Here is a 24,834-nt window from a genome sequence, read left to right on the forward strand (position 1 = left end):
TTCGAGAAGCATGCCAGCCTGAAGTATAAATATGGCAATCGGAAATTTTGGGCGGAGGGCTACTACGTCAGCACAGTAGGCTTAAACGAAGCAACTGTCGCAAAATATATACGTGAACAGGAAGCACATGACCAAGCAGTTGATAAACTGAGTGTGAAAGAGTATGAAGATCCGTTCAACAGAAACAGTAGCAAGAAGAAGTAAACCAGTTTAACTGGTAAGTGAAAGTGACAAGTTACACTGAGCCTGAACAATTTAATTGTCAGGCTAGCGTCTTTAGGCGCAGTTTGGCAACAGGGGGTTATACCCCAAGTGCAAACCACCCGTTGGACGGGTGGTTTTGATTGTGCGCCTTATTCCTTGCCTGTCTAGCCATGGTGTTGCAAAACAACGAGGGGGAGTGACAAAGCGGCGGGCCGCACTCGAAAGCGCGGCCCGCACCGTTGGTCCCAAGCCGGGGGAAATTATGATTATCCGGCTTAGGGAATTTATTTGCTCAAGGTGTCTGTCAGCACAGGCACGATTTGCTTCTTGCGGGATACGACGCCCTTCAGAAGCGCGGTGTTGTTTTCGAGGTTAACATTGTATGCCTTCTCGACGGCGTCCGCCTTGGAGCCGAGCGCAATGGCCACGGAATTGCTGTTTAAAATATCGGTCACGACGAACACGAACAGATCGAGGCCTTTCTTCGCGATAATGTCGGACAAGGCCGCTTCCACTTCCGCTTGGCGAGACAGCACATCGTTCACGTCCACCGCATTCACTTGCGCGATTTCCACCTTCGCGCTGCCCATGGTGAATTCCTTCGCGTCAAGCGAGAGCAGCTCCTCGATGCTCTTGTCGCTCAGGTTCGCGCCCGCTTTCAGCATTTCGAGGCCGTATTGCTCCGCATCGACGCCGGCGATGGCGGCCAGCTCGCGGGCAGCAGCCACGTCTTGCTCCGTGCAAGTCGGGGATTTGAACAGCAGCGAGTCGGAAATGATGGCAGACAGCATCAGGCCGGCAATATTTTTGCTGATCGTTTTCCCGTTCTCTTTATACATTTTATTCAAGATCGTAGCGGTGCAGCCAACCGGCTCCGCGCGATAGTACAGCGGACCGCTCGTCTCGAAGTTCGCGATGCGGTGATGGTCGATGACTTCCAGCACCTGAACCTGATCAATGTCGTTGGCGCTTTGCTGCCGTTCGTTGTGATCGACGAGAATAACGCCGTTCACTTCGTTCGCCACGGTCTCTACCAGGCGCGGCGCTTGCGCTTGGAACGTATCCAGCGCGAATTGCGTTTCCCCGTTGATGCTGCCGAGGCGAACCGGCTCGACATCGAAGCCCAATTGTGTTTTCAAATCTGCATACGCAATGGCGGAACAAATACTATCTGTGTCTGGATTTTTATGTCCGAAAATAAGAACTTTTTCCATGATGTTTACTCCCTTACATCTATATTCTGGCGAGAAAAGTATACCTTAGAATCCATTTAACAATCAAGGTTACAGCGAATGGCAGACGAGATAATACAATTTGGAAAGAGCCTGACCCCGGCGTACAATGATGTGTTGGCGGTATAGCAATCCTTTACCCCCCACCCAATGACGAATGAATCGAGCGGCCCAGACCAAAGCCGATGACAAGTAACAACCCAAATAACTATAGCTTGTTACAATCCATTCGCTTGTTGTTCTCCCCATTTATTATGAAATATTAGATTTTCAAGAGATTTTCGTTTTTCCCACTTCACTTGTTCTAAAATGGGAGCAGAGGGGTAGTCGTCCGTATATCCAATGGAAATTAAAGCAACAGGGTCAATGTGCGGAGGGATTTGCAAAATATCTCGAACATCATTTTTTTTGTAAAAACTTACCCATCCCATGGCTAAACCTTCTACACACGCCGCTAACCACATATTTTGGATTGCGCATGCTGTAGAAAGAATATCCGTCTCCGGAATCGAATTTCGTCCGAGTACATGCGAGCCCCCGCTTGTTGGATCACAGGTGACACAGATCGTTAAGGGCGCCTCTTTAATTCCTTCAATTTTTAAACTTAAAAATTGGGTAGCGCGCTCTTCTTCGTAATGAATCGCCAAAGCTCGTCTTTCTTTTTCTGTCGCCCAAGCTAATCTCTCTTTGACTTCCATAGAATCCACTATAATGAAATTCCATGGCTGCATAAATCCTACAGAGGGTGCATGGTGTGCCGCTTGTAAAATTCGGCCGATAATCTCTTTAGGTACAGGATTCGGAAGAAAATTCCGAACGTCTCTTCTTTTATAAATGACATTATAAACTGCTTCTTTTTCGATCTCATTAAACATGTGATGCGCCTCTTTCATTCTGTATCGTGTCTCCATCATCCACTGCAGCTATCCTTTGATAATGTGGATTTTTTCTTTCTCTACGTTGTTTTGAAATCGGAAACATCTCGAATTATCTACTCCTCGATCCGTTCACCCTCTAAAGATATCATAGATTCCACATATTCGACAAATTAGATCAATTTTCTACTTATTTTTGATTCTACATTTGAGTCGAGCGACGAGTAACGTCGTGTTTTCATGGACATTTTCATCACACTTCCCTTCGGTAACATTACGATGTAAATGAACGGTACTTCTTATTAGTAACATTTCAACTGAGTGATCGCGCCCTCTTGTCAATCCGCTTTTTTATGCTATAATGATGTCGAATGGACGCCCATTCACGTCATGCACAACAGAAGAAGTTATAGGCAATGGAAGTTTGGTGCAAATCCAACGCGGTCCCGCCACTGTGATAGACCGAATCGGTCTTAAGTCAGGTCTTTTGCCTAGTAACTTTGAAGGACCAGTCATTTCGAGGCGAAAGTGGCTGGTTTACAAGTCTAGTGACGATTACCGCCTCGCTAGGCTTTTTTTACGTTGCAGGAAGGCAGCCGACATTGCTGTCGGCACAGCCGGGTGGTCGCCGCCGAACAGATACGATGAAGTATAGCTTGGCAAGCAGGGACGTTCTTCAAGGCCGAAGAACGGATGCACAGCGGCGTGCAGGTCCCTTTTTTTACCGCCTGCCGATAGCGGCGCCGTGATCGGACGGGTTGACGAATGTCCGGTTTACGGTGTACAGTGTTGGTAGACAATTGAATGATGGCGAGTTGCACAATGGCGTGCACCTATATCATAAGCGAAGAGGCTTTTAAAGGAATCCGTTCTTTTAAAAGTCTCTTTTTTTATTGCCAACGACTTCATTGGAGGTGCCTGTTTATGGACAAAATATCGATGAACACCGACATTTATCTGGGGCGAGGCGCGCTGGATCGCCTGATGGAATGGCGGAACCAACGAATCTTTATCGTCACCGACCCGTTCATGGTCAAGTCGGGGATGATTAACATGCTGTTCGAACGGCTGCATGAGAGCAATGAGCAGTACATTTTCAGCAACATCGTGCCCGATCCGCCGATTGAAATCGTGACGGAGGGCGTTGAAGCGCTGGGCGCGTTCCAGGCCGATCGGATGATTGCGATTGGCGGCGGCTCCGCGATCGATGCGGCCAAGGCGATGAAGATTTTCGCCCAAAAAATATTGAATCAGCACGATATGCCGTTCGTGGCGATTCCGACGACGAGCGGAACAGGCTCGGAAGTGACGTCTTTCTCCGTGATCAGCGACAAGAAGAAAAATATCAAATACCCGCTCGTGTCCGATGACATGCTGCCGCAGGAAGCGATTTTGGACCCGGAATTGGTCAAGAGCGTGCCGGACTTCATTACCGCCGATACGGGAATGGACGTCCTGACCCACGCGATCGAGGCGTATGTCTCCACCAAAGCGAATGATATTTCCGACGCCTTGGCGGAGAAAGCGATTAAGCTGGTCTTTGCGTATTTGCCGAGAGCGTACAAGGACGGCAACGACCTGGAGGCGCGGGAGAAAATGCACAATGCCTCCTGTCTGGCGGGCATGGCCTTCAATATCGCGTCGCTCGGGCTCAATCACGGCATCGCCCATGTGGCCGGCGCGAAGTTCAAGATTGCGCACGGGCGCATGAATTCCTTGCTGCTGCCGCACGTGATTGAATTCAATGCCGACTACAAGCCGGGCTACGGCAAGGAGGAAAGCAATGCCGCGGCGGTCAGATACGCCGAAATCTCCAAGAGCCTGGGACTGTCGGCGCCGAATCCGAAGAGCGGCGTTCGCAGCCTGGTTCAGGCAATCAAGCAGCTCCAGAAGCAATTGCGCATGCCGCAGTCGCTGCGGGAATGCAATGTCGACGAAGCACTGCTCGGAGAAATGAGCGCCTCGATTGCCGAGGGAGCGCTCAAGGACGGCTGCACCGCCACGAATCCGCGCGTTCCGACTGTGTCGGATGTTGTCGAAATATTGAACAAAATGTTTCAATATTAAGTAATCAAATAAATACCATGCGCGTTCAGGTTGACAACGTTTGCAGCTACAAAGTATAGTAAAAGTAACACAAAGGCGTGTTGCATATCAGTCAAAGCAAAGAGGCTTCTTAAAAATTCCACGTGAACTTTTAAGGGGTCTTTATGTGTTTTTATGGCTAATCGATGTTTTATAGGTCCGTGTTCAAAAAGGTCGGTTTTCAGCACCGAGAAGGTTGCAAGAACTCGAAGCGGATCCTTTCGTAGCGAGTTTTGCTGCGCAAAACTTGTAAGGAGCAGCGGAGTGTAGGCGATTACATGAGCAGCTCAAATGTTTCCGCAGGAAACATACTTCGGAAGCATACGCTTTTCGAGAGTGAATGCAAGATTCGATGCCGAGTTCCTTCCTGAATCACTTCGTGATCAAAAGCGGACTTTTTGAACAACCTCTTTCCACGAAATGAGATGATGAGAGTATGGACCAACACAACGAAAAACAACGCGTCATTCAGGAGTACGTGCCAGGGAAGCAGGTCACGTTGGCGCATATTATCGCGAACCCGAACCCGGATATTTACAAGAAGCTGGGCCTGGGGAGCGATGCGCAGGATGCCATCGGCATCATGACCATCACGCCAAGCGAAGCCTCCATTATTGGCGCGGACATCGCGACCAAGGCGGCCGGCGTGCAGATCGGCTTCGTCGACCGCTTCAGCGGATCGCTCGTCATTACAGGCGATGTCTCATCCGTGGAATCGGCCGTGAATGAAGTTCTGCTGGGCCTGCAAAACATTCTCGGCTTCTCGGCTGCGAAGATTACGAGAACGTAGGAGAAGCGCTCATGAAGACCATTATTTTCGCCGGCAGCACCGGCTCGGGCAAGACGACGCTGTGCCAATGGCTGCACGGCCAGGAGATTGCCTACAAAAAGACGCAAGCGGTGGAGACCTTCGACCAAGCGATCGATACGCCGGGGGAGTGCATCGAGAATCGTTATTTGTACAAGATGCTGCTTGTCTCGAGCGTCGACGCCGATGTCATCGGCCTTGTGCAAGATTGCACAAAGGAAGAAAGCTATTTTCCGCCGGCCTTCGCGACAATGTTCGCCAAGCCGGTCATTGGAATTGTGACCAAAACCGAGCTCGCCCGTACTGAGGAGGATATCGCGCAAGCGAGAGCTTTTCTGCAAGCGGCGGGTGCAGAGCGCATTTTCGAGGTCTCAACGGTGGAGAACGTAGGAGTGGACGCTCTTCGGGCTTACTTGGAGGAGTAGGCGGTTGGTTAGCCGGATACAAGCAAATATCGACATAGAGGTGCATGACACATGAATGGAAAAATTGTAATAGTCGACGACGAACCTATTACAAGAATGGATATTCGTGAGATGCTGGAAGAGGCGGCCTACAACGTAGTAGGCGAAGCTTCTGATGGGTTTGAAGCCATCGAATTATGCAAAAAGCATCTGCCCGATCTGGTCATCCTGGATGTTCAAATGCCCATCCTGGATGGGTTGAAGGCGGGTAAACGAATCATTTCAGAGCAGCTGGCCGGCGGAGTTATTCTCCTGACCGCGTTCAGCGACAAGCAGACGATTGAAAAAGCAACCTCTATCGGTGCGCTTGGTTATCTGGTGAAGCCGCTAGACGAAAAGTCGTTCATTCCTATGGTCGAAGTGACCATCGCCAAAGGCAAGGAAATACGCAAGCTGGAACAAAATCTATCGAAGCTGTCGCAGAAGATGGAAGAGCGGAAAGCGGTCGAAAAGGCAAAAGGGATTCTGATGAAGGAAAATGGCTGCACCGAAGAAGAAGCCTACCAGACCTTGCGCAAACTTAGCATGGATCGACGGTGTCCGATGATCGAAATTGCAACAACCATCGTCATTTCCTATGATTGAGATCAAGGAACGGATTCGGCGGCTGTGCAAGCGGCACACGGCACTGACGGAGGCGGATATTATCCGGCTGACGGAGATTGCCGAGTCGTTCGAAATGTCCGAAGTGAAGGATGATGTGTTCATCGACGTCCTGTCCAGCATGGGCAATGAGGCGATCGTGGTGTATCACCGCCGTCCGGATGACGGCAAATCGCTCTACCAGCGCCCGGTCGAAGGCGAGAAGGCGCTGCGCGAGAACGAGCCCGGCGTCTTGCGGACGCTGGAGACCGGAATCATGTCGCAGGGTCTCATCGCCAATACGCAGGAAAATCATCTGGTTCGGCAGACGGTGTATCCGATCAAAAATCAAGACGGCGTCATTGCGGTCGTCATCTATGAAAAAGATGTGAGCGACAATATTCAAGCCCACTTCAATGTGACGGGATCGCAATACGAAGACGGCGAGATGTCCTCGATGCTGACCGCCATGCTGCGGTTCAAGGATTCGATCATCAACCAGCTTGAGGATGCCGTTCTCGTCTTCGACAAGCACGGGTTTTTGAAGCTGAAGAACAAGAAGGCGGACGCCTATTACCGGAAGCTTGGTTATCTGGAGGATATTCAGGGCCTGCATTATGACAACCTGTCGCTGGATCAGACGACGTTCTCCGACGTGATGAAGCAGTATTCCACCTCTCCTTCCTGCCCGTTGACGGCAGACGTGAAGGTGGCCGGATCCTACTATCAGGTGAAGCGGCTGTTCATTGCGGAGCGGGATCTGTGCATCGGCGTCATCCTGCATGACGTCACGGAGATCAAGCATAAGGAAGCGGAGATTGTCTCCAAGTCGGTGGCTATCCGCGAGATTCATCACCGGGTCAAGAACAATCTGCAGACCGTGGCGTCCCTGCTCCGCATTCAGTCGCGGCAGTGCGACAGCCCGGAAGCCAAAAAATGCTTGAACGACAGTGTCAGCCGCGTGCTTGCCATCGCGGCGACCCATGAGCTGCTGTCGACGGAGATCGATGCGCAGGTGGACTTGCTTGACGTCATTCGGCTTATCGCTTCGAATATCGAGCGCTGCTTCGTCGATTGCAGCAATGTCGCCATCCGGATCGAGGCTTCGCAGAGCATCTGCCTGGACAGCGACCGCACGGTCGCGATCGCGCTCATCGTGAGTGAGCTGCTCCATAACAGCTATGAGCACGCGTTCGGAGATTGCTCGTACGGCACGATTACGGTGAACGCGCAGCTGGATGGCGGATTGGTTACCGTGGTCGTGGCGGATGACGGCGTCGGCTTCCCCGTGAAGGACGTGTCCAACAAAAGCTTGGGCTTGTCCATCGTCCGCAGCTATGTGAAGGACAAGCTGAAGGGCAAGCTTGACATCGAATCCGGCCCGTCGAAGGGCACCATCGTGACGTTCACCTTCAAAAAATAAATACGAAACCGGGCTACAAGGATGTAGTTCTGTAAGCAAAGAGGCTTAAGGTTACCCATTCCCGTCCAAGCGGGAGGGGGATATAACTTTAAGCCTTTTTGCGTGCATATATGTGTATCAAGCGACGGGAGGGGAGAGACGTGAACGAGCAACTGCTAAGCGTAGGCATCGATATGGGAACCTCGACGACCCAGCTCGTGCTGTCGAAGCTGCATATTCAGAACCTGGCATCGTCCTTTTCGGTGCCCCGCTTGGTCATTACGGACAAAGAAGTAGTCTACCGGAGCGATATCTGCTTCACGCCGGTGCTGGCGGACAACCGGATCGACGCCGGGCAAATCCAGGCGTTCGTGCAGGAGCAGTACCGGAAAGCCGGCATCCGCAAGGAAGACATCCAGACCGGCGCCGTCATCATTACCGGCGAGACGGCCCGCAAGGACAATGCCAATGAAGTGCTGCAGTCGTTAAGCGGCTTCGCCGGAGATTTCGTGGTCGCCACCGCGGGCCCGGACCTGGAAAGCATCATTGCCGCCAAAGGCGCTGGGGCTCATACGTATTCCAAAGAGCACTCGACGTCCATCGTCAATATCGACATTGGCGGCGGGACCAGCAATCTGGCCTTGTTCGCCGACGGGGAGCTGCTGGACACGGGCTGTCTCGACATCGGGGGCCGCCTGATCAAGGTTGACCAACGGACGCGCGAGATTACGTATATCGCGCCGAAGATCAAGCAGCTTGCGGAGCGCAGGGGCATAACCCTCGCGCTTGGACAGCAGGTGACGCCGGCCGCGCTGGAGCCGATCATCGGGGAGATGGTGAAGCTGCTTGAGGAAAGCGTCGGTCTTCGGCCGCCAGGCGATTTCTACGACACGATCATCACCAACAAAGGGCTGAAGCTCGACCGGGACATTCCGTGCATCTCCTTCTCCGGAGGGGTGGCCGATTATGTGTACCAGGAAGCGGCGGGCGATGTGTTCCAGTATGGAGATATCGGGATTCTGCTGGGGAGAGCGATTGCCGCTTCCCCTTTGACGCAGCGGTTGACCGTGGCGCGCTCGGCCGAGACCATCCGGGCGACCGTAGTCGGAGCCGGCTCCCATACGACGGAGATTAGCGGAAGCACGATTACCTACACGGAAGAGAGCTTCCCGATCAAAAACATTCCGATTCTGAAGCTTGCGTCGGCGGATGAATCGGGGAGCGCCGAGGCGCTGGCCCAGGCTATCGCCGACAAATTGAACTGGTTCAAGCTCAACAATGATCTGCAGCGGGTCGCCATCGCCTTGGAAGGGAAAAAGAACCCAAGCTTCCATGAGGTGCAGAAGTATGCGCGCGGCTTGCGCGAAGGCATGGCGGAGCTGCTGGAAAGGGAGTACCCGCTTATCGTGATTGTCCACCACGATATGGCGAAGGTGCTGGGACAGACGCTGTACGCCCTGCTGGATTACAAGAAGGATGTCGTCTGCATCGACAGCGTGCAGGTCGACAACGGCGACTATATCGACATCGGCAAGCCGATTGCGGAGGGCAAGGTATTGCCTGTCGTCATCAAAACGCTTGTCTTCCATTAATCGAGGTTGAATCAATCCAAGGGGTCGCATTTGAAAGGAGGAGCTTTTGTGATTTTAAAAACGAGACTGTTCGGCCGCACCTATCAGTTCAAAACGCTGATGGAAGTGATGGCCAAAGCGAATGAAGAAAAATCGGGGGATATGCTGGCCGGACTCGGGGCCACGTCTTCGGAAGAGCGCGTAGCCGCCAAGGTGGTGCTGTCCCAGATTACGCTGAAGGACTTGCGCAACAATCCCGCCGTTCCTTATGAGCAGGACGAGGTTACCCGCATAATTCAGGACCAGGTGAACGAGCGCATTTACAGCGAGATTCAGAACTGGACCGTGGAAGAGCTGCGGGAGTGGATTCTGGACGATAACACGACCGAACAAGACATCAAGCGCGTCTCCCGCGGGCTGACCGCCGAGATGATCGCCGCGGTCGCCAAAATTATGTCCAACCTCGACCTGATGTACGGGGCGAAGAAGATTCGGGTGACGGCCCGGGCCAATACGACGATCGGCCGTCCAGGCACGTTGTCGGCCCGCCTGCAGCCGAACCACCCGACCGACGATCCGGACGGCATCATGGCTTCCCTGATGGAAGGCTTGACGTTCGGCATCGGGGACGCGGTATTGGGGCTGAATCCGGTCGACGACTCCGTCGAGAGCGTAACGCGCGTCCTGAAGCGGTTCGAGGAGTTCCGCCAGAAGTGGGAGATTCCGACGCAGACCTGCGTGCTGGCCCATGTCACCACCCAGATGGAAGCCGTCAAGCGCGGAGCGCCGACCGGCCTTATCTTCCAATCGATCGCCGGCTCGGAGAAAGGCAACGCGGCATTCGGCTTCAACGCAGCCACGATCGAGGAAGCGCAGCAGCTCGTGCTGAAGCATGGCCAAGTGTCCGGTCCGGACGTGATGTACTTCGAGACGGGCCAAGGCTCGGAGCTGTCTTCCGAAGCCCACCACGGAATCGACCAGGTGACGATGGAAGCGCGCTGCTACGGCTTCGCCAAGCGGTTCAATCCATTCCTCGTCAACACCGTCGTCGGGTTCATCGGGCCTGAATATTTGTACGACGCGAAGCAGGTTATCCGCGCCGGGCTGGAGGACCACTTCATGGGCAAGCTGACGGGCATCTCCATGGGCTGCGACGCTTGCTACACGAACCATATGAAGGCCGATCAGAACGACCTGGAAAATCTGGCGGTGCTGCTGACGACGGCAGGCTGCAACTTCTTCATGGGCATCCCGCACGGCGACGATGTCATGCTGAACTATCAGACGACCGGCTATCACGAGACCGCGACGCTGCGCGAATTGCTTGGCCTGCGTCCGATCCGGGAGTTCGAGCAGTGGATGGAGAAAATGGGCTTCATCGAAAATGGCAAGCTGACGAAAAAAGCCGGAGACGCGTCAGTGTTTCTCAAGTAAGGAAAGGGGGAAGCTCTCATGAATGAAAAAGACCTGAAATCGATGATTGAATCGATTCTGAACGAGATGGTAGGCAACCTGCCGCAGGAAGCCGCGAAGCCGGCCCAAGCCGAGGCGCCTGCCCAGCAGACCGCCCAGCCCGCACCTGCCCCGCAGACGGCAGTGTCCGAGCCGGTTCCGGCCGCGGCCATGCAGATGGCGCTGCCTGAGGAAGAGCCAGAGGACAGCGGCGAATGTCTGGACGATATTACGGAGATCGACCTGCGCAAGCAGTTGCTCGTTCCCGAACCGGCCGATCGCGAAGGCTACATGAAGATGAAGGAAAAGACGCCGGCCCGCCTTGGCGTATGGCGTGCGGGTCCGCGCTACAAAACCATTACGTCGCTGCGGTTCCGCGCTGACCACGCCGCCGCCCAGGATGCCGTATTCTCTTACGTGTCCGAGGATTTCGTGAAGGAAATGAATCTGGTGGCGATCGAGACGATGTGCCGGGACAAGGATGAATACATTACCCGGCCGGATCTGGGGCGCCAGTTCTCCGCAGAGACGATTGAATATATTAAGCAGCATACGGCCAAGGGCGCCAAGGTGCAGATTATGGTTGGCGACGGCCTGAGCTCGGCCGCGATCGAAGCCAATCTGCGCGACATCGTGCCGGCAATTACCCAAGGTCTCAAGATGTATGGGATCGAGACGGGCAATATTTTGTTCGTCAAGCACTGCCGCGTGCCGTCGATGGACGTCATCGGCGACGTCACCGAGGCTGACGTGGTCTGCCTCCTGGTCGGGGAGCGTCCGGGTCTTGTGACGGCGGAATCGATGAGCGCCTACATCGCCTATAAGCCGACGGTCGGCATGCCGGAAGCGCGGCGCACGGTCATTTCCAACATTCACTCGGGCGGAACGCCTGCGGTTGAAGCGGGCGCGCATATCGCCGAATTGATTAAGACGATGATTGACCGCAAAGCGTCGGGGATTGATCTGAAACTGTAGAGGTTGTTCAAATAAGTATTCGCAAGGAGGCTCGTATGAGAAACGATCCGATTCATGCCAAGGTGTTAGGCGTCAAGCTGATTCCCAACGTAAGTCCGGATCTGGCTGGCACGCTGGAGCTGAAGCCGCATCATAAAAGTCTGGGGATCCTGACCGCCGACATTGACGATGTCACCTATACGGCCCTGGACGAAGCGACCAAAGCGGCTGCCGTCGATGTCGTCTATGCGCGAAGCATGTACGCCGGTTCGGCCAATGCTTCGACGAAGCTGGCGGGCGAGGTCATCGGGATATTGGCCGGCCCCAGCCCGGAGGAAGTGCGCAGCGGCTTGAACGCCGCCGTTGATTACATCGAGAACGGCGCTCATTTCGTCAGCGCCAACGAGGATGACAGCATCACGTATTTCGCCCATTGCGTCTCCCGTACAGGAAGCTATTTGTCCCAGACCGCCAACATCAAGGAAGGGGAAGCGCTGGCGTATCTCATCGCTCCGCCGCTGGAAGCGATGTACGCGCTCGATGCGGCGCTGAAGGCCGCCGATGTATCGCTGGCCGCCTTCTTCGGCCCGCCTTCCGAGACCAACTTCGCCGGCGCCTTGCTGACGGGCAGCCAGTCTGCCTGCAAGGCGGCATGCGACGCGTTCGCGGATGCTGTCCAGTTCGTCGCCGACAACCCGGCGAGCTATTAAGGTAGCGGCCCATGAGACATAACGCGTTAGGGTTGGTGGAAGTCAGAGGCTATCTGGGAGCCATCGCCGCGGCGGATGCCGCCTTGAAAGCGGCGAGCGTCACCTGCATCGGCGCTGAGATCGTCAAGGGCGGATTGGTGACGGTCAAGCTGAGCGGCGACGTCGGCGCCGTGCAGTCCGCCGTGGAAGCGGGAGCCGAGGCGGCGAAGCAGTTGAACGTGCTGCTGACCAGACATGTCATTGCGCGTCTGCATGAAGAGACGGCCGCCATGGTGGCGGGCCCGATTGACGCAGACGCCAATGAACCGCAGGCTGCCGCCGACAAGGCAGCTCCCGCCGGAGGCGAAGCGCCGGCGGCCGGGCAAGCCGCGGCGGCGCCTGCAGCGGCTGAGGAAGCAGCGGAAGCTCCTGCCATGGCGGAAGTGAGCGCGGCTAAGGGCAAGGCTGAGGCAGAGTCCGAGGCGAGCGCCCCAGCGCCGGCAGGCAAGAACGCGGAGGTTAGTCCGGCGGAAGCCGCGGTCCAACCGGGTTCCGGCCGGATCGAGAGCGCATCTGCGGCCGCCGCCAAGCCCGAAGCTTCTGCGCCGGCTGCCGATATGAAGGCCGTTGGGCCAAACGCGCAGTCAAGCGCGCAGCCAAGCCGCAGCAATGCGCCCGCGCCGCGCAAAGAGACGGCCGCCGTGCCGGCAGCCAAACGAGCGAAGAAAACGAAGAAAGCCACCTCGTAATAAAAAAAGTAACGGAGAGAAGGAGTATTGATGGAAGCATTGGATAAAGACCTAAGATCCATTCAAGAAGTCCGCAATCTGATCAAAAAAGCCAAAGAGGCGCAAGCCCAGCTGGCCGCGATGTCGCAGGAGCAGATCGACGCGATTGTCAAAGCGATCGCCGATGCCGGCTATCAGAACCGCGAGAAGCTGGCGAAGATGGCCAATGAAGAAACGGGCTTCGGACGCTGGCAGGACAAGATCATCAAGAACGCATTCGCTTCGAAGCAAGTATATGAGTCGATTAAAGATATGAAGACGGTTGGCGTCCTCAAGGAGGACAAGGTCCACAAGGTGATGGAAGTGGCCGTGCCTGTCGGCGTCATTGCCGGCCTGATTCCATCCACCAACCCGACTTCGACGGTCATCTACAAAGCGCTCATCGCGCTGAAAGCCGGGAACAGCATTGTCTTCTCCCCGCATCCGAACGCGCTGAATTGCATTCTGGAGACGGTGAAGATTATTAGCGAGGCGGCTGTGCAGGCAGGTTGCCCGGAAGGCGCGATTGCGGCCATGACCGTTCCGACGATCCAAGGAACCGATCAATTGATGAAGCATGATGATGTATCCTTGATTCTCGCTACCGGCGGAACCGCTATGGTCAAAGCGGCTTACTCGTCCGGCACGCCGGCTATCGGCGTCGGTCCGGGCAACGGCCCTGCCTTCATCGAGAAGAGTGCGAACATTCCGCTTGCCGTCAAGCGCATCATGGACTCCAAGACCTTCGACAACGGCACAATCTGCGCTTCGGAGCAATCTGTCGTCGTTGAAGCCTGCAGCAAGGAGGCGGTAATCGCCGAATTCAAGAAGCAGGGCGCTTATTTCCTCTCCGCAGAGGAAGCCGCGCAGCTTGGCAAATTCATCATGCGGGCCAATGGCACGATGAACCCGCAAATCGTCGGCCGCAGCGTAGAGCATATCGCGAAGCTGGCGAACCTGGATATTCCGGCGGGCACTCGCGTCCTGATCGCCGAAGAGACCCGCGTCGGCCGCAACGTTCCGTATTCGCGCGAGAAGTTGGCCCCAATCCTGGCGTTCTACACGGAAGAGAACTGGGAAGCGGCGTGCGAGCGCTGCATCGAGATTTTGAACGGGGAAGGCGCCGGACATACGATGGTCATCCATTCCGAGAATGAAGAGATCGTCCGTGAGTTCGCTCTCAAGAAGCCGGTATCCCGCTTGTTGGTCAATACGCCGGGCACGCTTGGCGGCATTGGCGCGACGACGGCGATTGCCCCGGCGCTTACGCTCGGCTGCGGCGCTGTCGGCGGAAGCTCGACTTCCGACAACATCAGCCCGCTCAACCTGCTTAACATCCGCCGGGTCGCTTACGGGCTGAGAGAAATCGAAGACCTGACCGAGAAGCCGGCAGCTCAATCCGAAGCGGCAAGCATCGATCTGGGCGATAAAGAGCAGTTGATCAATTTGATCGTCAAACGCATCCTGGCAGAAATGTAATTCGAAAGGTAGTTCAATAAGCCGCTTTTGATCACGATGTGATACAGAAAGCAACGCGGCATCGAATCTTTTCGTTAACCCGGTTTTTCACAACATTTCATATAAACTATACAACTCATTAGGAGGAATTTAATCATGGCAAACGCAAACGCATTGGGAATGGTAGAAACAAAAGGTCTGGTAGGCGCAATCGAAGCGGCGGACGCAATGGTCAAAGCGGCTAACGTTACTTTGATCGGCAAAGAGCAAATCGGCGCAGGTCTCGTAACGGTCATGGTTCGCGGCGACGTAGGCGCGGTCAAGGCGGCAACGGATGCAGGCGCGGCTGCGGCTGAGCGCGTAGGCGAATTGCTGTCCGTACACGTTATCCCAAGACCGCACACGGAAGTGGATGCTATCCTTCCTAAGGCCAAAGCGGAATAATAAACGATTCCGGACAAGCCTGACGGGTAAGAGGGAGCGGAGATGCGGCGGGTGCCGCATCTTCTTCCCCGCCTGCCGGCCCATCGCCAGCGGCGCGGACGCCCGCGTGTAACCAAAGATGCACGCAATAAAAGGATGTGAAAACATGGCTGTGATTACGGAAAGCGAGCTGCGCAAGCACTTTCGGAATCAGAATCTGAAAGAGGTTGCCGTATATGAGGCTCCGGCGGGCGCGATTCTGACCCCTTCCGCCAAAAGCTTTTTGAGCGATCATCAGATTGAGCTTCGTTATGTGGGAGCCCCCGCTGCAGACAGCCCGGCGCCCAAAAAGGAAGTCAAACTTCAAATCACCAAAAACCTGGATACTCAGCAAGAACCGGCCGAAGGAAAAAAACGTTTCCGCACGCTGTACGGCGGTTTTCTGGAGACGAAGCCGGAGCATATGACCCATTTATATGGCAATATGCTTGTTTTTAAAGATCATCCTCGGATTTTATTCCGCGGGAAGCTGGATTCATTGGAAACCAAAATTTTAGAAGCGCAAATCAGCTGCTCCAAGCTGAACATGACCAAGCTGGTCGACGATTTGGAAGAGATTTTACAGTTCGTGCGAAAGATTGTGCGCTGTGAAGTGTTGAACGAAAGCATCGAGGAATTTCATTTGCTTGGGATGACACCGAAGGAATTGCGCGAGCAGTCCCATTTTCCCAAGAAATACTTTGGATTGGAACATTTTCAACCCAGCTATGATATGGGCGAAGCGGTTGTTGTCATAAATGCGTTGCGCACATTGACGAGGGAGACGGAGCTGCTGGCTTATCAAGCCTTCAAAACGGAGCACGGAGGCGCCGAGCGCGAGGACATCATTCGGACGCTGAACCGGCTGTCTTCATTGTTCTGGATCATCATGTTCCGAATCCGCGTAGGACAGTACAATTCTTGAGGTGAGAATGGTGGATAATCAACTGGTAGAAAGCATCGTGAACGAAGTGGTCAAGCGGGTGCGGGACGAAGCCTGCATCGAAATCGAGGCATCCGGCAAGCATGTGCACTTGAACCGGGAAGCGATTGATGCATTGTTCGGCCCAGGCTATCAACTGACGAAGGCGAAGGATCTGTCCCAGCCGGGTCAATACGCTTGCAAAGAGCGCGTCACGCTGATCGGGCCGAAGGGCGCTCTGCACAACGTCGTCGTGCTTGGGCCGGAACGCAAGGAATCGCAGGTGGAGGTCTCGCAGACGGATGCCGTCGTGCTGGGCATCCCGGTTCCCGTCAGAGAGAGCGGCAAGCTGGAAGGAACCCCGGGCATCGTCATCGCTTCGGGCAGCAACATGATTCGGCTGGAGCGGGGCTTGATCGCGGCGCAGCGCCATATTCACGTGAAGGCGGAAGACGCGGCCAAGTACAACGTGGAGAACGGCGAAATCGTGCAGGTGAAAGTGTACGGCAAGCGTCCGCTTATTTTCGACGACGTGCTGGTGCGGGTGAGCCCGAACTATGAAACGTATATGCATATCGACTATGACGAAGCGAATGCTTGCGGCTTTGTAAAAGGCACGAAGGGCAAGATTTTGAAAAAGACCAACTAAGACTGGGTCTAGGAGTGTGAAATAATGAACATGGAAGCTCCGGATCGGGCAGCGCTGATCGAAGCGGTCGCGGCCGAAGTGTTGAAAAGGCTGCGGCAGGCCGGCGAAGCCGGGACTGCCGCGTCCAGGAAGCAAGCGGTTCTGCTCGCTGCGGAACCGGTCCCGGCACTGGAGAGCGTCCTCCAGCCGCATTATGATGTGCGTTATTACGACGAGACGCTCCGGGATTGCGATCTGCTCCTCATTCCGAAGACATGCATCCAACTCCTGTCCAACCTGGCCCATGGCATCAGCGCGGGCCCGCGCGAGCGGTTCGTGCTGACGATGCTGCTGAAGGGAAGAAAGGTCGTCTTGCTGGAGGAGGGGCTGGCTTACCGGAAATACAAGCCGACAGCGCCTGTCCTGCTGTACAAGCTGTATGACGGCATGGTGGACAAGCTGCGCGGCTGCGGCATCCGTGTGGTCAAGCAGACGGAGCTGCCGGCGGCTTGCCTGGAAGACGGAGCAGCGGGAGCGGAGATTCTGTCCCCGAAGGGGAACGAGACCGCGTGTTCGGAGGCTGAGGTGCTTTCCCAGCCGAAAGCGCTGACCGGCAAAGTCATTACCGAAGCCGAGCTTAAAAAATGCCGTCTCCAAAACAAGACGGAAATCGTCATTGATCGGCGCGCGATTATTACGCCGCTGGCGCAGGATTACATGCGCACGCAGCAGATGCGGGTGCACAGAAGATAACGGGCGAGGTGAACCTATGATCGTGGGAAAAGTGGCGGGCAGCCTATGGGCTACCCGAAAAGACAATAAGCTGAGCGGGCTGACCTTTTTGGTGGTCAAGCCGTTATCGGTGGACGGCGCGCCGGTTCAGCGCGACCATTTCGTCGCCGCGGACAACGCGGGAGCAGGCATCGGCGACACGGTGCTCGTCACGACGGGAAGCGCTGCCCGGGCATCGATAGCCAATCCGGACGTGCCCGTTGACGCGGTCATCGTGGGCATCGTCGATTCGATCGAGGTGGCCCGTCATGAGTAGCGCGATTGGCGTAGTGGAGCTTCGCAGCATCAGCAAAGGATACGAAACGGCGGATCGCATGCTGAAGACCTCGCCCGTGGACGTGCATCATTTGAAGCCGATCTGTCCGGGCAAGTTCCTCATCATTATGAGCGGCGATACCGCTGACGTGCAGGCGGCGATGGATTCCGCGAAGGCGGAAGCGGGCGAATTCCGGATTAGCGATTTTATGCTGCGCGGCGTGCATCCCGGGCTCGTGGACGGCTTGAAGAAGCGCTATTCTTCCCAGCCCGTGGACGCCGTCGGCATTTTGGAGACGTCAACGGTCTCTTCCGGGATTTATGCCTTCAATGAGGCGTTGAAGCAGTGCGATATTTATGTGAAAAGGATGAACCTCGGCATGGCGATTGGCGGCAAGTTCCTCGCCGTGTTCACGGGAAGCGTGAGCGACGTGGAACAAGGGATGAAGGTGATCGCTTCCTCCATGGATGAAAAGCGGATTGTTCATTGCACCGTGCTTCGTTCCCCGAGCGAGGAAATCAAACAGCATTTCCGATAGGCAGTTCAAAAAGCCCGCTTTTGACATAAAAACCGCCTTTTTGAACATTTCCGATATATAGTTCGATACGAACGCTAACACGCATTTCAACACGCACAATAAGAATGGAGGAGCACGTTCGTGGAGATTAACGAAATCATCATTTACGGCATGGTTATTTTCATGATTCTCGGCGCCATCGACAAGTGCCTCGGTTACAAATTCGGGCTTGGCCATCAATTCGATGAAGGTCTTATGGCGATGGGCTCGCTCACGCTGGCGATGGTCGGAATCATCTCGCTGTCTCCCGTGCTGGCCAAGCTGTTAAGTCCGATTGTCGTCCCGCTGTACAGCGCGCTGGGGGCAGACCCCGCGATGTTCGCGACGACGCTGCTGGCCAACGACATGGGCGGATTTTCACTGGCGCAGGAATTGGCGCAGACGCCGGAAGCCGGTTTGTTCGCCGGTACGATTCTCGGCGCCATGCTCGGGCCGACTATCGTATTCATCATTCCGGTTGCGCTTGGCATCATTAAGAAGGAAGATCACAAATATTTGGCTACCGGCGTCTTGGCCGGCATTGTCACGATCCCGATCGGCTGCTTGCTCGGGGGATTGGCGGCAGGTTTTCCGATTATGATGATTGTGTCCAACCTGGTGCCGATTCTGCTGTTCGCCCTGCTGATCGTGCTTGGCTTGTGGAAGTTCCCGCAAGGCATGATCAAAGGCTTCACTATCTTTGGACAGTTCATCGTTATCGTCGCGACGCTGGGACTGGCGGCCGGCATTACGCAGCAGTTGACGGACATCACGATTATTCCCGGGCTCGCGCCGATTGAGGAAGGAATCAAGATTGTCGGCGACATTTCGATTGTACTGGCCGGCGCCTTCGCGATGGTCTTTGTCATCACGAAGGTATTCAACAAGCCGCTGATGAAGCTGGGCAAAATGCTCGGCATGAACGAGATTGCGGCGGCGGGCATGGTTGCCACGCTCGCCAACGTCATCCCGATGTTCGGGATGATGAAGGACATGGATGCCCGGGGCAAGGTGATCAACGTGGCCTTTGCCGTGTCCGCGGCATTCGTATTCGGCGATCACCTCGGCTTTACGGCCGGGGTCGCCAAGGACATGATCTTCCCGATGATCGTCGGGAAGCTGGTCGGCGGCATTACGGCCATCTTCGTCGCCGTATATTTGGCGAAGAAAATGGCGCCGGAACCGAACGAAGGGCAGCAGGAGGCCGCATAAAGGCCGGCTTGCCTGGCAAGCCGCTGCTCGGTAGTGCAACGTTTTCTCTCAATACTGAGCTCTCATATATATATTTGATGCCTCGCAGGCCGATCGATCGGCTGCGGGGCTTTTTTTGCATGGAAAATGAAAGGGAAATCCGCAGCAGTTGCAGTTCAACGCAAGCGGCCTGCTGCTCCGTCTCTTTTCGCATTGCAGCAATTCCGTGCCTCGAAACGATATTCATGAATATATAGGTCTTGGTACCTATGGAATATTGTAAAAAATATGAAATAATAAAAATGACTAAAATTATTAAATATTTACATAACGGAATGACTGCCACGCCTTGTACCTTGTACCTTGTACATCACCTCATTGCCATCCAAGAGCCAACTCCACCCCCTTTTCACGCTAATTACAGCATGCCAAGAGCCAACTGTTAGTGGCAAATTATGACCTTCCTGCATGAAGACAGACCAAAGCTTTTTTTCGACTGCCGGGATTGATATGAAATTCAGGACACGTGACGTTTGCGCAGCAAGCAGTGCATTGAAGATGGGTGACAGATTTTTTAGTTTCAAAACAATAATAAAAGGAGGAGTTTTTGAATGAGGAGTAAGTCGATAGTTGCTGTTTTCATGGTCATAACATTGCTTGCATCAGTTCTTTCGACCAGTGTATTTGCTGAAACGGCAGAGGTTGACAACGGATTAGCTGTAAGTTCAACAAAGCTACTTCCGCACAGCGATGTCATGAAGATCGTTGATATGAATCTGCAAGGATATTTAAGTACGGATATTCAGACACAAGGCAAGACTCTTACAGCTTCTGAAGATTTTATTCCACTGTATGATTTGCAAAATAATATGTTTGCATATATGGTTCCTCTTTTGGAAAACGGAGAGGATATCGGGTACATGACAGTAGGAGCTATTGAAGATGGATATGCCACCTACAATATTTTCATTGAAGATAATATTATTTCCAACATTCTCAGCGAGCTGAATGCAACGAACGCTTCCGACGCAGGCTCCGCTCAACTCGTATTTATACCGCCAATGCAGTACTTGATAAAAAGAGAACTGAATCAAACTGTGCAATATTTTGATATAACGAATATAAGGCAAATTCATGAAGTAACAACTATTATTGAGAAGAATCAATCCGTTATTCAAGATGCTTATAAAAACATCAGAAATGAAGAAAATAGAGAACATATGAGGAACTTGCAACAGGCAAGTCCGAGCTACTCGACGCTTGCAGCCAAAGAAGACGTCAGCTTATATTCGGAACGGACGTATGGAACTTTTGTACCGGTAGAGTTATCTAATCGTGTGTATAGTTATGGAGGCGACCAAAGGTGGTGGGCGGATACTAATAATGAACGAGCAGAACGGGGATGTGGTCCTGTCGCTGCAGCAAATATTACAAACTACTTAGCTAAATTCACAAACTCGTGGAGATACGGGAAATTATATGATGGATATACGTCATATACAGACTTTATGGAACATATGAATACTTTATACGATTATATCAATCCGGGTATGTTTGGTGAAGTGTCTGTTAAGGACTTTGCTTCTAAAGTGGAACGTTATGCCCAGGATAAAGGCGTTTCCTTGAGCCGGGTTACGGACAACTCTTCTTTTACATTAGATAATACGGCAAATTATATTAAAGCGGGGTTGTCGATTGATTCTCCGGTTGCGACACTGAATACAAAAAAATGGTCGAATTATGAATATGAATGGCATTGGATGACGATAACGAAATATTATAGAGATCCTAATGACAACCGATGGATTGCCGTGTCCACTTGGGGGGGACGTCGCAGTATCGATTACCGGGTTCATTTTGATGCAATGAAATACGGATGGTGGCAAGGCGGATTGATATACTTCGAATGACGCTTCTATGTAATGCCATGAAGGGTTGCAATGGCGAATGGAGGTGGATAATGAGAAAGTGGTGCTTGGTTTGCTCGCTCATTGTACTCACACTGTTAGTCGGATGCACCAGTTTCAAGAACGTAAATTCACCGCTTGTGGATGAATTCCGGCAGCGCATGCTTGCTCAATACAGTGAAATTGATCAGGTGAAAGTCAGTTCTGCTCCAATATTGATACATTTTTTATACACGATGAAGAAGCCACATAGTGCGAGCGAGACGAAAGAAATATTTCTGGAAACGAGGGAGTTTGTGAAAACTCCTGGTTTTGACAGCGAAGTCATACACGGGGAATACTTTAAAGCTTATAAAGGGGAACAAAATTACCCGCGAATCGTGATCAGCTTTGCTACCAAGGGGAATAAGGAGAGTGATTATGCATACCGTTCGGACTATGATGTGAAAACAACTTCTGGCCCGGAGCAAGACTCAACCGGTTATTCAACCTGGTATTACAATCCTAATAATGGAGAGATGCCTGTTGAAGTGCCTTAATTCAACGGCCCCTTCAATCGAATCGCAGCGATGAGCAGCACAAAAAAACACCCTTTTGGGGTGTTTTTTTGCTGCCCGATCCGTCCTGCAAGGCCGGCCTCCGAATTTGGTGCGGGGAGAGGGCGAGAGGCAGGAAGCTACGCTTTGCCAGCGGAGCCCAGTTCTTTTATCTTTTCTTTCACTTTGGCAACCAGCGCTTCCTTGGCAGGCATCATGATAGCTCTAGGCTCGCACAGAGACGGGTTCTCTTCCAGCACCGTTCTGATTGCTTCGGCCCAAGCCGTCACCAGCTCCGTATTGTAGTTCACTTTGGCGTGTCCCAGGTCAATCGCCCGCTTCAATTGCGGAAGGGGAATGCCGGATGCGCCGTGAAGCACGAGCGGAATGCGCACCGCTTCCGCAATGGCTTGCATCTCCTTGAAGCCGAGCACGGGCTCGCCTTGATATTTGCCGTGAACGGAGCCGAGCGCGGGGGCGAGGGCATCGACGCCGGCCTCTCTGACGAGGCGCTCGCATTCGGACAGATCGGCATATCGGATCCCACCGACGAGTCCGTCCTCCATTCCTCCGACCGAGCCGACCTCAGCCTCGACGGATACGCCGTGCGCATGGGCGTAAGCGGTTACTTTTTGCGTATTGGCAATATTGTCTTGAATCGGCAGTTGGGAGCCGTCATACATGACCGAGCTGAACCCGGCATCAATCGCTTGCACGCAGCGGGAGAAACTGGAGCCATGATCGAGATGAAGCGCGACCGGCACGGTAATCTCCAGCTCTTCCTTCACCGTCTTCACCATGGATGCGATGGTGGCGAATCCGCCGAGATACTCGATCAGTCGATCGGAGGCGGCCAGTATGACTGGAGAGCGCGCTTCCTCTGCCGCCTGCAAAATGGCTTGCACCCACAGCAGACCATTGATATTGAACTGCCCTACGGCATAGTTCTCCTTCAGAGCGCGTTGAAGCATCTCTGTCATCGGTACGAATGTCATTTTTGTTCCCCTCTTTGTCTATATATAGTCGACCCTTAAAAGAACATCCCCAGCACGAGCACGCTGCCCAATCCCGTTACGGAGAGGACGGTGGTCAGTACGGTCCATGTCGAGAACGTCTCCTTCATCGAGAGGCCGAAGTACTCCTTCACCATCCAGAAGCCGGCATCGTTCATATGGCAGGCGATGACGCTGCCCGCGCCGGTGGCCAGCACCATCAGGGCCGGGTTGACCGTGCTCGCGGCCATCATCGGGGCGACCAGCCCGGCGGTCGTAAGCGCCGCCACCGTGGCGGAGCCCAGACACAGCCGCAGGATGGCGGCGATAATCCACGCGACGAGCAATGGAGACATGCTCGTATTATTGAACAGGGTCGCTACATCGTCGCCGACGCCGTCATCGACCAGCACCTGCTTGAACGCGCCGCCGCCGCCGATAATGAGCAGCATCATCGCAATTTGCGAGATCGATTGGGTTAAGGTGTTGTCGCGATACCCATGAAAATGACAGGGAAGAGGGAAGTCAGCGCGCTGATGCCGAATCCCGGCGTCTCTTCGAGCTTGAATTCCTTTCGCGGACCCAAGGCGCTCAGATTCCCGTCACGTTGATAGACGCCCGGCATCCATTTCATCGCGAATTTATTGAAGACAGGTCCGGCTACAATGGTCGTCGGAATTCCGATAATGATGCCCAGCAGCAAGACTTGCCCGACATTGGCTCCATATGCGACCGAGATCGCGGTCGGAGCAGGATGGGGCGGCAGGAAGCCGTGGGTGACGTTCAAGGCCGCCGCCATCGGGATTCCGAGATACAGGAACGATACCTGCCGATAGCCACAATTACAATGGGCATAAGTCTACCTCCTGACAGAGCAAAGATGTCGATAATGTTAGGTAGATTTACTAAAATTAAAGCGTTTTCGCAAATCGAAAAGATGAATTATAGGAGGGCGTCGTTATCTTCGCCATTCCGGATCAAGCGGCAATGCCGGCAAGGAACCGGTTTGCCGCCGATCCGCAAGGCTCTTTCTGATTACGCGTTGGCACGGATAAGCGCTTCAATCTCCTCAACCGATGGCATCGCTTCGGAGGAACTGTGCCGGCTGACGACAATCGCTGCCGAAGCGCTGCCGTATTGGAGAGCGGTTTCAATATCTTTGCCGGACAGGAGGGCATAGAGGAAGGCCGCGGCATAGGAATCCCCTGCGCCGAATGTTTTCAGCACCTTGCTCTTATAGGCTCGTCCGCGGTACACCTCGCCGGATTTCGTATACGCATAGGAGCCTTCCACGCCGTGCTTGATGACGATCAGCTTCGGCTTGTGCCGGAACAGATATTGAACCGTCGCTTCATTCTCGCCCTTGCGGTTCTCCATTACGTCGAACTCGTCCCGCGTTCCGATGACGATATCCGCTTGCTCCGCGACCAGCGTATAGTACACGGATGTCTCGTGGACCGATGTCCAGGTATAAGGGCGGTAATCCAATTCGAAGATAATCTCAATCTCATGCTTTTTGGCATAATGAATCGCTTGCAGGACCGCTTCCCGGGACGGGCTTTGCGCAAGCGCGGTCCCGGATACCAGCAGCGTCTTCGCTTGCTGAATATAAGCTTCGCTCACTTCTTCGGGCTTCAAATACAAATCGGCCACGTTGTCGCGGTACATCAGGATGCTGCATTCTTCCGGGCTTTTAATCTCCGTGAAGGCCAGTCCGGCTTTGCGGCCTTCCGTATCGACCACCATATGGGAAGTGTCGACGCCCGCCCCGGACATGTAATTGCGAATGAACCGCCCATGCTGGTCGTCGGGAATTTTGCCGATGAACCCGGCCTTCAAGCCCAGTTTGGCGCTTCCGATCGCGATATTAGCGGGGGAGCCGCCGACATATTTGGAGAAGGTCATCGTCTCTTCCATCGGACGGTTATATTCCACTGCATTCAAATCAAGACAGGCGCGACCAATGGCGATAATATCGTACTTCTTGGTGTTATCCATGGCATGAGGCATAGCAAGGACTCCTTTTTTTGATCTTAAAATGCAGAACCG

At 53.9% G+C, this 24,834-nt stretch carries 25 protein-coding genes, 1 pseudogene and 1 riboswitch; of the genes and pseudogenes, 21 read left to right on the plus strand and 5 right to left on the minus strand.

The window, feature by feature from the left end:
- The coding region (locus tag ABD76_RS08620; protein ID WP_197254502.1) for a transposase at positions 1 to 204 on the plus strand (204 nt) is incomplete at its 5' end.
- A gap of 284 nt (positions 205 to 488) precedes the next feature.
- Here ABD76_RS08620 and ABD76_RS08625 read toward each other — a convergent pair.
- Both ABD76_RS08625 and bluB read right to left on the minus strand, forming a co-directional pair.
- Positions 489 to 1,418: a manganese-dependent inorganic pyrophosphatase gene (locus ABD76_RS08625; protein ID WP_197256019.1), complete on the minus strand. Its 930-nt coding sequence runs from the start codon at positions 1,416 to 1,418 to the stop codon at positions 489 to 491.
- A gap of 236 nt (positions 1,419 to 1,654) precedes the next feature.
- Positions 1,655 to 2,311, minus strand: coding sequence for a 5,6-dimethylbenzimidazole synthase (gene bluB / locus ABD76_RS08630; protein WP_197256027.1), 657 nt, complete (start codon positions 2,309 to 2,311; stop codon positions 1,655 to 1,657).
- Between the two features lie 392 nt (positions 2,312 to 2,703).
- Positions 2,704 to 2,852: riboswitch (adenosylcobalamin (AdoCbl) riboswitch) on the plus strand.
- Between the two features lie 383 nt (positions 2,853 to 3,235).
- Between bluB and ABD76_RS08635 the strand changes: the two genes are divergently transcribed.
- From ABD76_RS08635 to ABD76_RS08730, 20 genes are all read left to right on the plus strand, one after another.
- Entirely contained in the window at positions 3,236 to 4,378 is a 1,143-nt protein-coding gene (locus ABD76_RS08635; protein ID WP_197256029.1) for a 1-propanol dehydrogenase PduQ, read from the plus strand.
- 454 nt (positions 4,379 to 4,832) lie between these two features.
- Entirely contained in the window at positions 4,833 to 5,186 is a 354-nt protein-coding gene (locus ABD76_RS08640; protein ID WP_006676856.1) for a BMC domain-containing protein, read from the plus strand.
- An 11-nt stretch (positions 5,187 to 5,197) separates the two neighbouring features.
- Positions 5,198 to 5,629, plus strand: a complete 432-nt coding sequence (locus ABD76_RS08645; protein WP_197256030.1) for a EutP/PduV family microcompartment system protein — start codon at positions 5,198 to 5,200, stop codon at positions 5,627 to 5,629.
- Between the two features lie 51 nt (positions 5,630 to 5,680).
- On the plus strand, positions 5,681 to 6,253 hold the full coding sequence (locus tag ABD76_RS08650) for an ANTAR domain-containing response regulator (protein WP_197256032.1): 573 nt from the start codon (positions 5,681 to 5,683) through the stop codon (positions 6,251 to 6,253).
- Position 6,254: 1 nt separating this feature from the next.
- The gene (locus tag ABD76_RS08655; RefSeq protein ID WP_420901932.1) at positions 6,255 to 7,673 is read left to right on the plus strand and encodes a sensor histidine kinase; all 1,419 of its coding nucleotides are present in this window, start codon (positions 6,255 to 6,257) and stop codon (positions 7,671 to 7,673) included.
- Between the two features lie 140 nt (positions 7,674 to 7,813).
- Entirely contained in the window at positions 7,814 to 9,244 is a 1,431-nt protein-coding gene (gene eutA / locus ABD76_RS08660; protein WP_197256036.1) for an ethanolamine ammonia-lyase reactivating factor EutA, read from the plus strand.
- Positions 9,245 to 9,292: 48 nt separating this feature from the next.
- Positions 9,293 to 10,657: an ethanolamine ammonia-lyase subunit EutB gene (locus tag ABD76_RS08665; RefSeq protein ID WP_197256038.1), complete on the plus strand. Its 1,365-nt coding sequence runs from the start codon at positions 9,293 to 9,295 to the stop codon at positions 10,655 to 10,657.
- A gap of 18 nt (positions 10,658 to 10,675) precedes the next feature.
- Positions 10,676 to 11,650 (plus strand): ethanolamine ammonia-lyase subunit EutC, encoded by a 975-nt coding sequence (gene eutC / locus ABD76_RS08670; protein WP_197256040.1) that lies wholly within the window; start codon positions 10,676 to 10,678, stop codon positions 11,648 to 11,650.
- 35 nt (positions 11,651 to 11,685) lie between these two features.
- Positions 11,686 to 12,339: an ethanolamine utilization microcompartment protein EutL gene (eutL, locus tag ABD76_RS08675; RefSeq protein ID WP_197256042.1), complete on the plus strand. Its 654-nt coding sequence runs from the start codon at positions 11,686 to 11,688 to the stop codon at positions 12,337 to 12,339.
- Between the two features lie 11 nt (positions 12,340 to 12,350).
- Positions 12,351 to 13,067: a BMC domain-containing protein gene (locus ABD76_RS08680; RefSeq protein WP_197256044.1), complete on the plus strand. Its 717-nt coding sequence runs from the start codon at positions 12,351 to 12,353 to the stop codon at positions 13,065 to 13,067.
- 30 nt (positions 13,068 to 13,097) lie between these two features.
- Positions 13,098 to 14,564: an acetaldehyde dehydrogenase (acetylating) gene (locus ABD76_RS08685; RefSeq protein ID WP_197256046.1), complete on the plus strand. Its 1,467-nt coding sequence runs from the start codon at positions 13,098 to 13,100 to the stop codon at positions 14,562 to 14,564.
- A 135-nt stretch (positions 14,565 to 14,699) separates the two neighbouring features.
- On the plus strand, positions 14,700 to 14,987 hold the full coding sequence (pduA, locus tag ABD76_RS08690) for a propanediol utilization microcompartment protein PduA (protein WP_197256049.1): 288 nt from the start codon (positions 14,700 to 14,702) through the stop codon (positions 14,985 to 14,987).
- Positions 14,988 to 15,132: 145 nt separating this feature from the next.
- Positions 15,133 to 15,930, plus strand: coding sequence for a cobalamin adenosyltransferase (locus ABD76_RS08695; RefSeq protein ID WP_197256051.1), 798 nt, complete (start codon positions 15,133 to 15,135; stop codon positions 15,928 to 15,930).
- 10 nt (positions 15,931 to 15,940) lie between these two features.
- On the plus strand, positions 15,941 to 16,576 hold the full coding sequence (eutD, locus tag ABD76_RS08700; protein ID WP_006676868.1) for an ethanolamine utilization phosphate acetyltransferase EutD: 636 nt from the start codon (positions 15,941 to 15,943) through the stop codon (positions 16,574 to 16,576).
- Between the two features lie 24 nt (positions 16,577 to 16,600).
- Positions 16,601 to 17,308, plus strand: coding sequence for an ethanolamine utilization protein (locus ABD76_RS08705; RefSeq protein ID WP_197256053.1), 708 nt, complete (start codon positions 16,601 to 16,603; stop codon positions 17,306 to 17,308).
- A 16-nt stretch (positions 17,309 to 17,324) separates the two neighbouring features.
- Positions 17,325 to 17,603, plus strand: a complete 279-nt coding sequence (locus tag ABD76_RS08710) for a EutN/CcmL family microcompartment protein (RefSeq protein ID WP_172879043.1) — start codon at positions 17,325 to 17,327, stop codon at positions 17,601 to 17,603.
- Positions 17,596 to 18,141 carry a BMC domain-containing protein gene (locus tag ABD76_RS08715; RefSeq protein WP_197256055.1) on the plus strand — a complete coding sequence of 182 codons (546 nt, stop codon included), beginning with the start codon at positions 17,596 to 17,598 and terminating at the stop codon, positions 18,139 to 18,141. The genes ABD76_RS08710 and ABD76_RS08715 overlap by 8 nt, the downstream gene beginning before the upstream one ends.
- A gap of 120 nt (positions 18,142 to 18,261) precedes the next feature.
- Positions 18,262 to 19,371 (plus strand): ethanolamine utilization protein EutH, encoded by a 1,110-nt coding sequence (eutH, locus tag ABD76_RS08720; protein WP_197256057.1) that lies wholly within the window; start codon positions 18,262 to 18,264, stop codon positions 19,369 to 19,371.
- Between the two features lie 590 nt (positions 19,372 to 19,961).
- Positions 19,962 to 21,260 carry a hypothetical protein gene (locus ABD76_RS08725; RefSeq protein ID WP_197256059.1) on the plus strand — a complete coding sequence of 433 codons (1,299 nt, stop codon included), beginning with the start codon at positions 19,962 to 19,964 and terminating at the stop codon, positions 21,258 to 21,260.
- 50 nt (positions 21,261 to 21,310) lie between these two features.
- Entirely contained in the window at positions 21,311 to 21,796 is a 486-nt protein-coding gene (locus ABD76_RS08730) for a hypothetical protein (protein WP_242069463.1), read from the plus strand.
- A 137-nt stretch (positions 21,797 to 21,933) separates the two neighbouring features.
- On the opposite strand, the gene fba is transcribed toward ABD76_RS08730, so the two are convergent.
- The 3 genes and pseudogenes from fba to iolC form a co-directional block, all read right to left on the minus strand.
- Positions 21,934 to 22,788: a class II fructose-1,6-bisphosphate aldolase gene (gene fba, locus ABD76_RS08735; protein ID WP_197256061.1), complete on the minus strand. Its 855-nt coding sequence runs from the start codon at positions 22,786 to 22,788 to the stop codon at positions 21,934 to 21,936.
- 35 nt (positions 22,789 to 22,823) lie between these two features.
- Positions 22,824 to 23,614, minus strand: a pseudogene (locus tag ABD76_RS29390) (GntT/GntP/DsdX family permease); the annotation flags it as partial.
- 206 nt (positions 23,615 to 23,820) lie between these two features.
- Positions 23,821 to 24,795: a 5-dehydro-2-deoxygluconokinase gene (iolC, locus tag ABD76_RS08750; RefSeq protein ID WP_197256065.1), complete on the minus strand. Its 975-nt coding sequence runs from the start codon at positions 24,793 to 24,795 to the stop codon at positions 23,821 to 23,823.
- Positions 24,796 to 24,834 lie beyond the last annotated feature (39 nt).

Origin of the sequence: Paenibacillus dendritiformis, from assembly GCF_015845845.1 — a bacterium.
Taxonomy (GTDB): Bacteria; Bacillota; Bacilli; order Paenibacillales; family Paenibacillaceae; genus Paenibacillus_B; species Paenibacillus_B dendritiformis_C.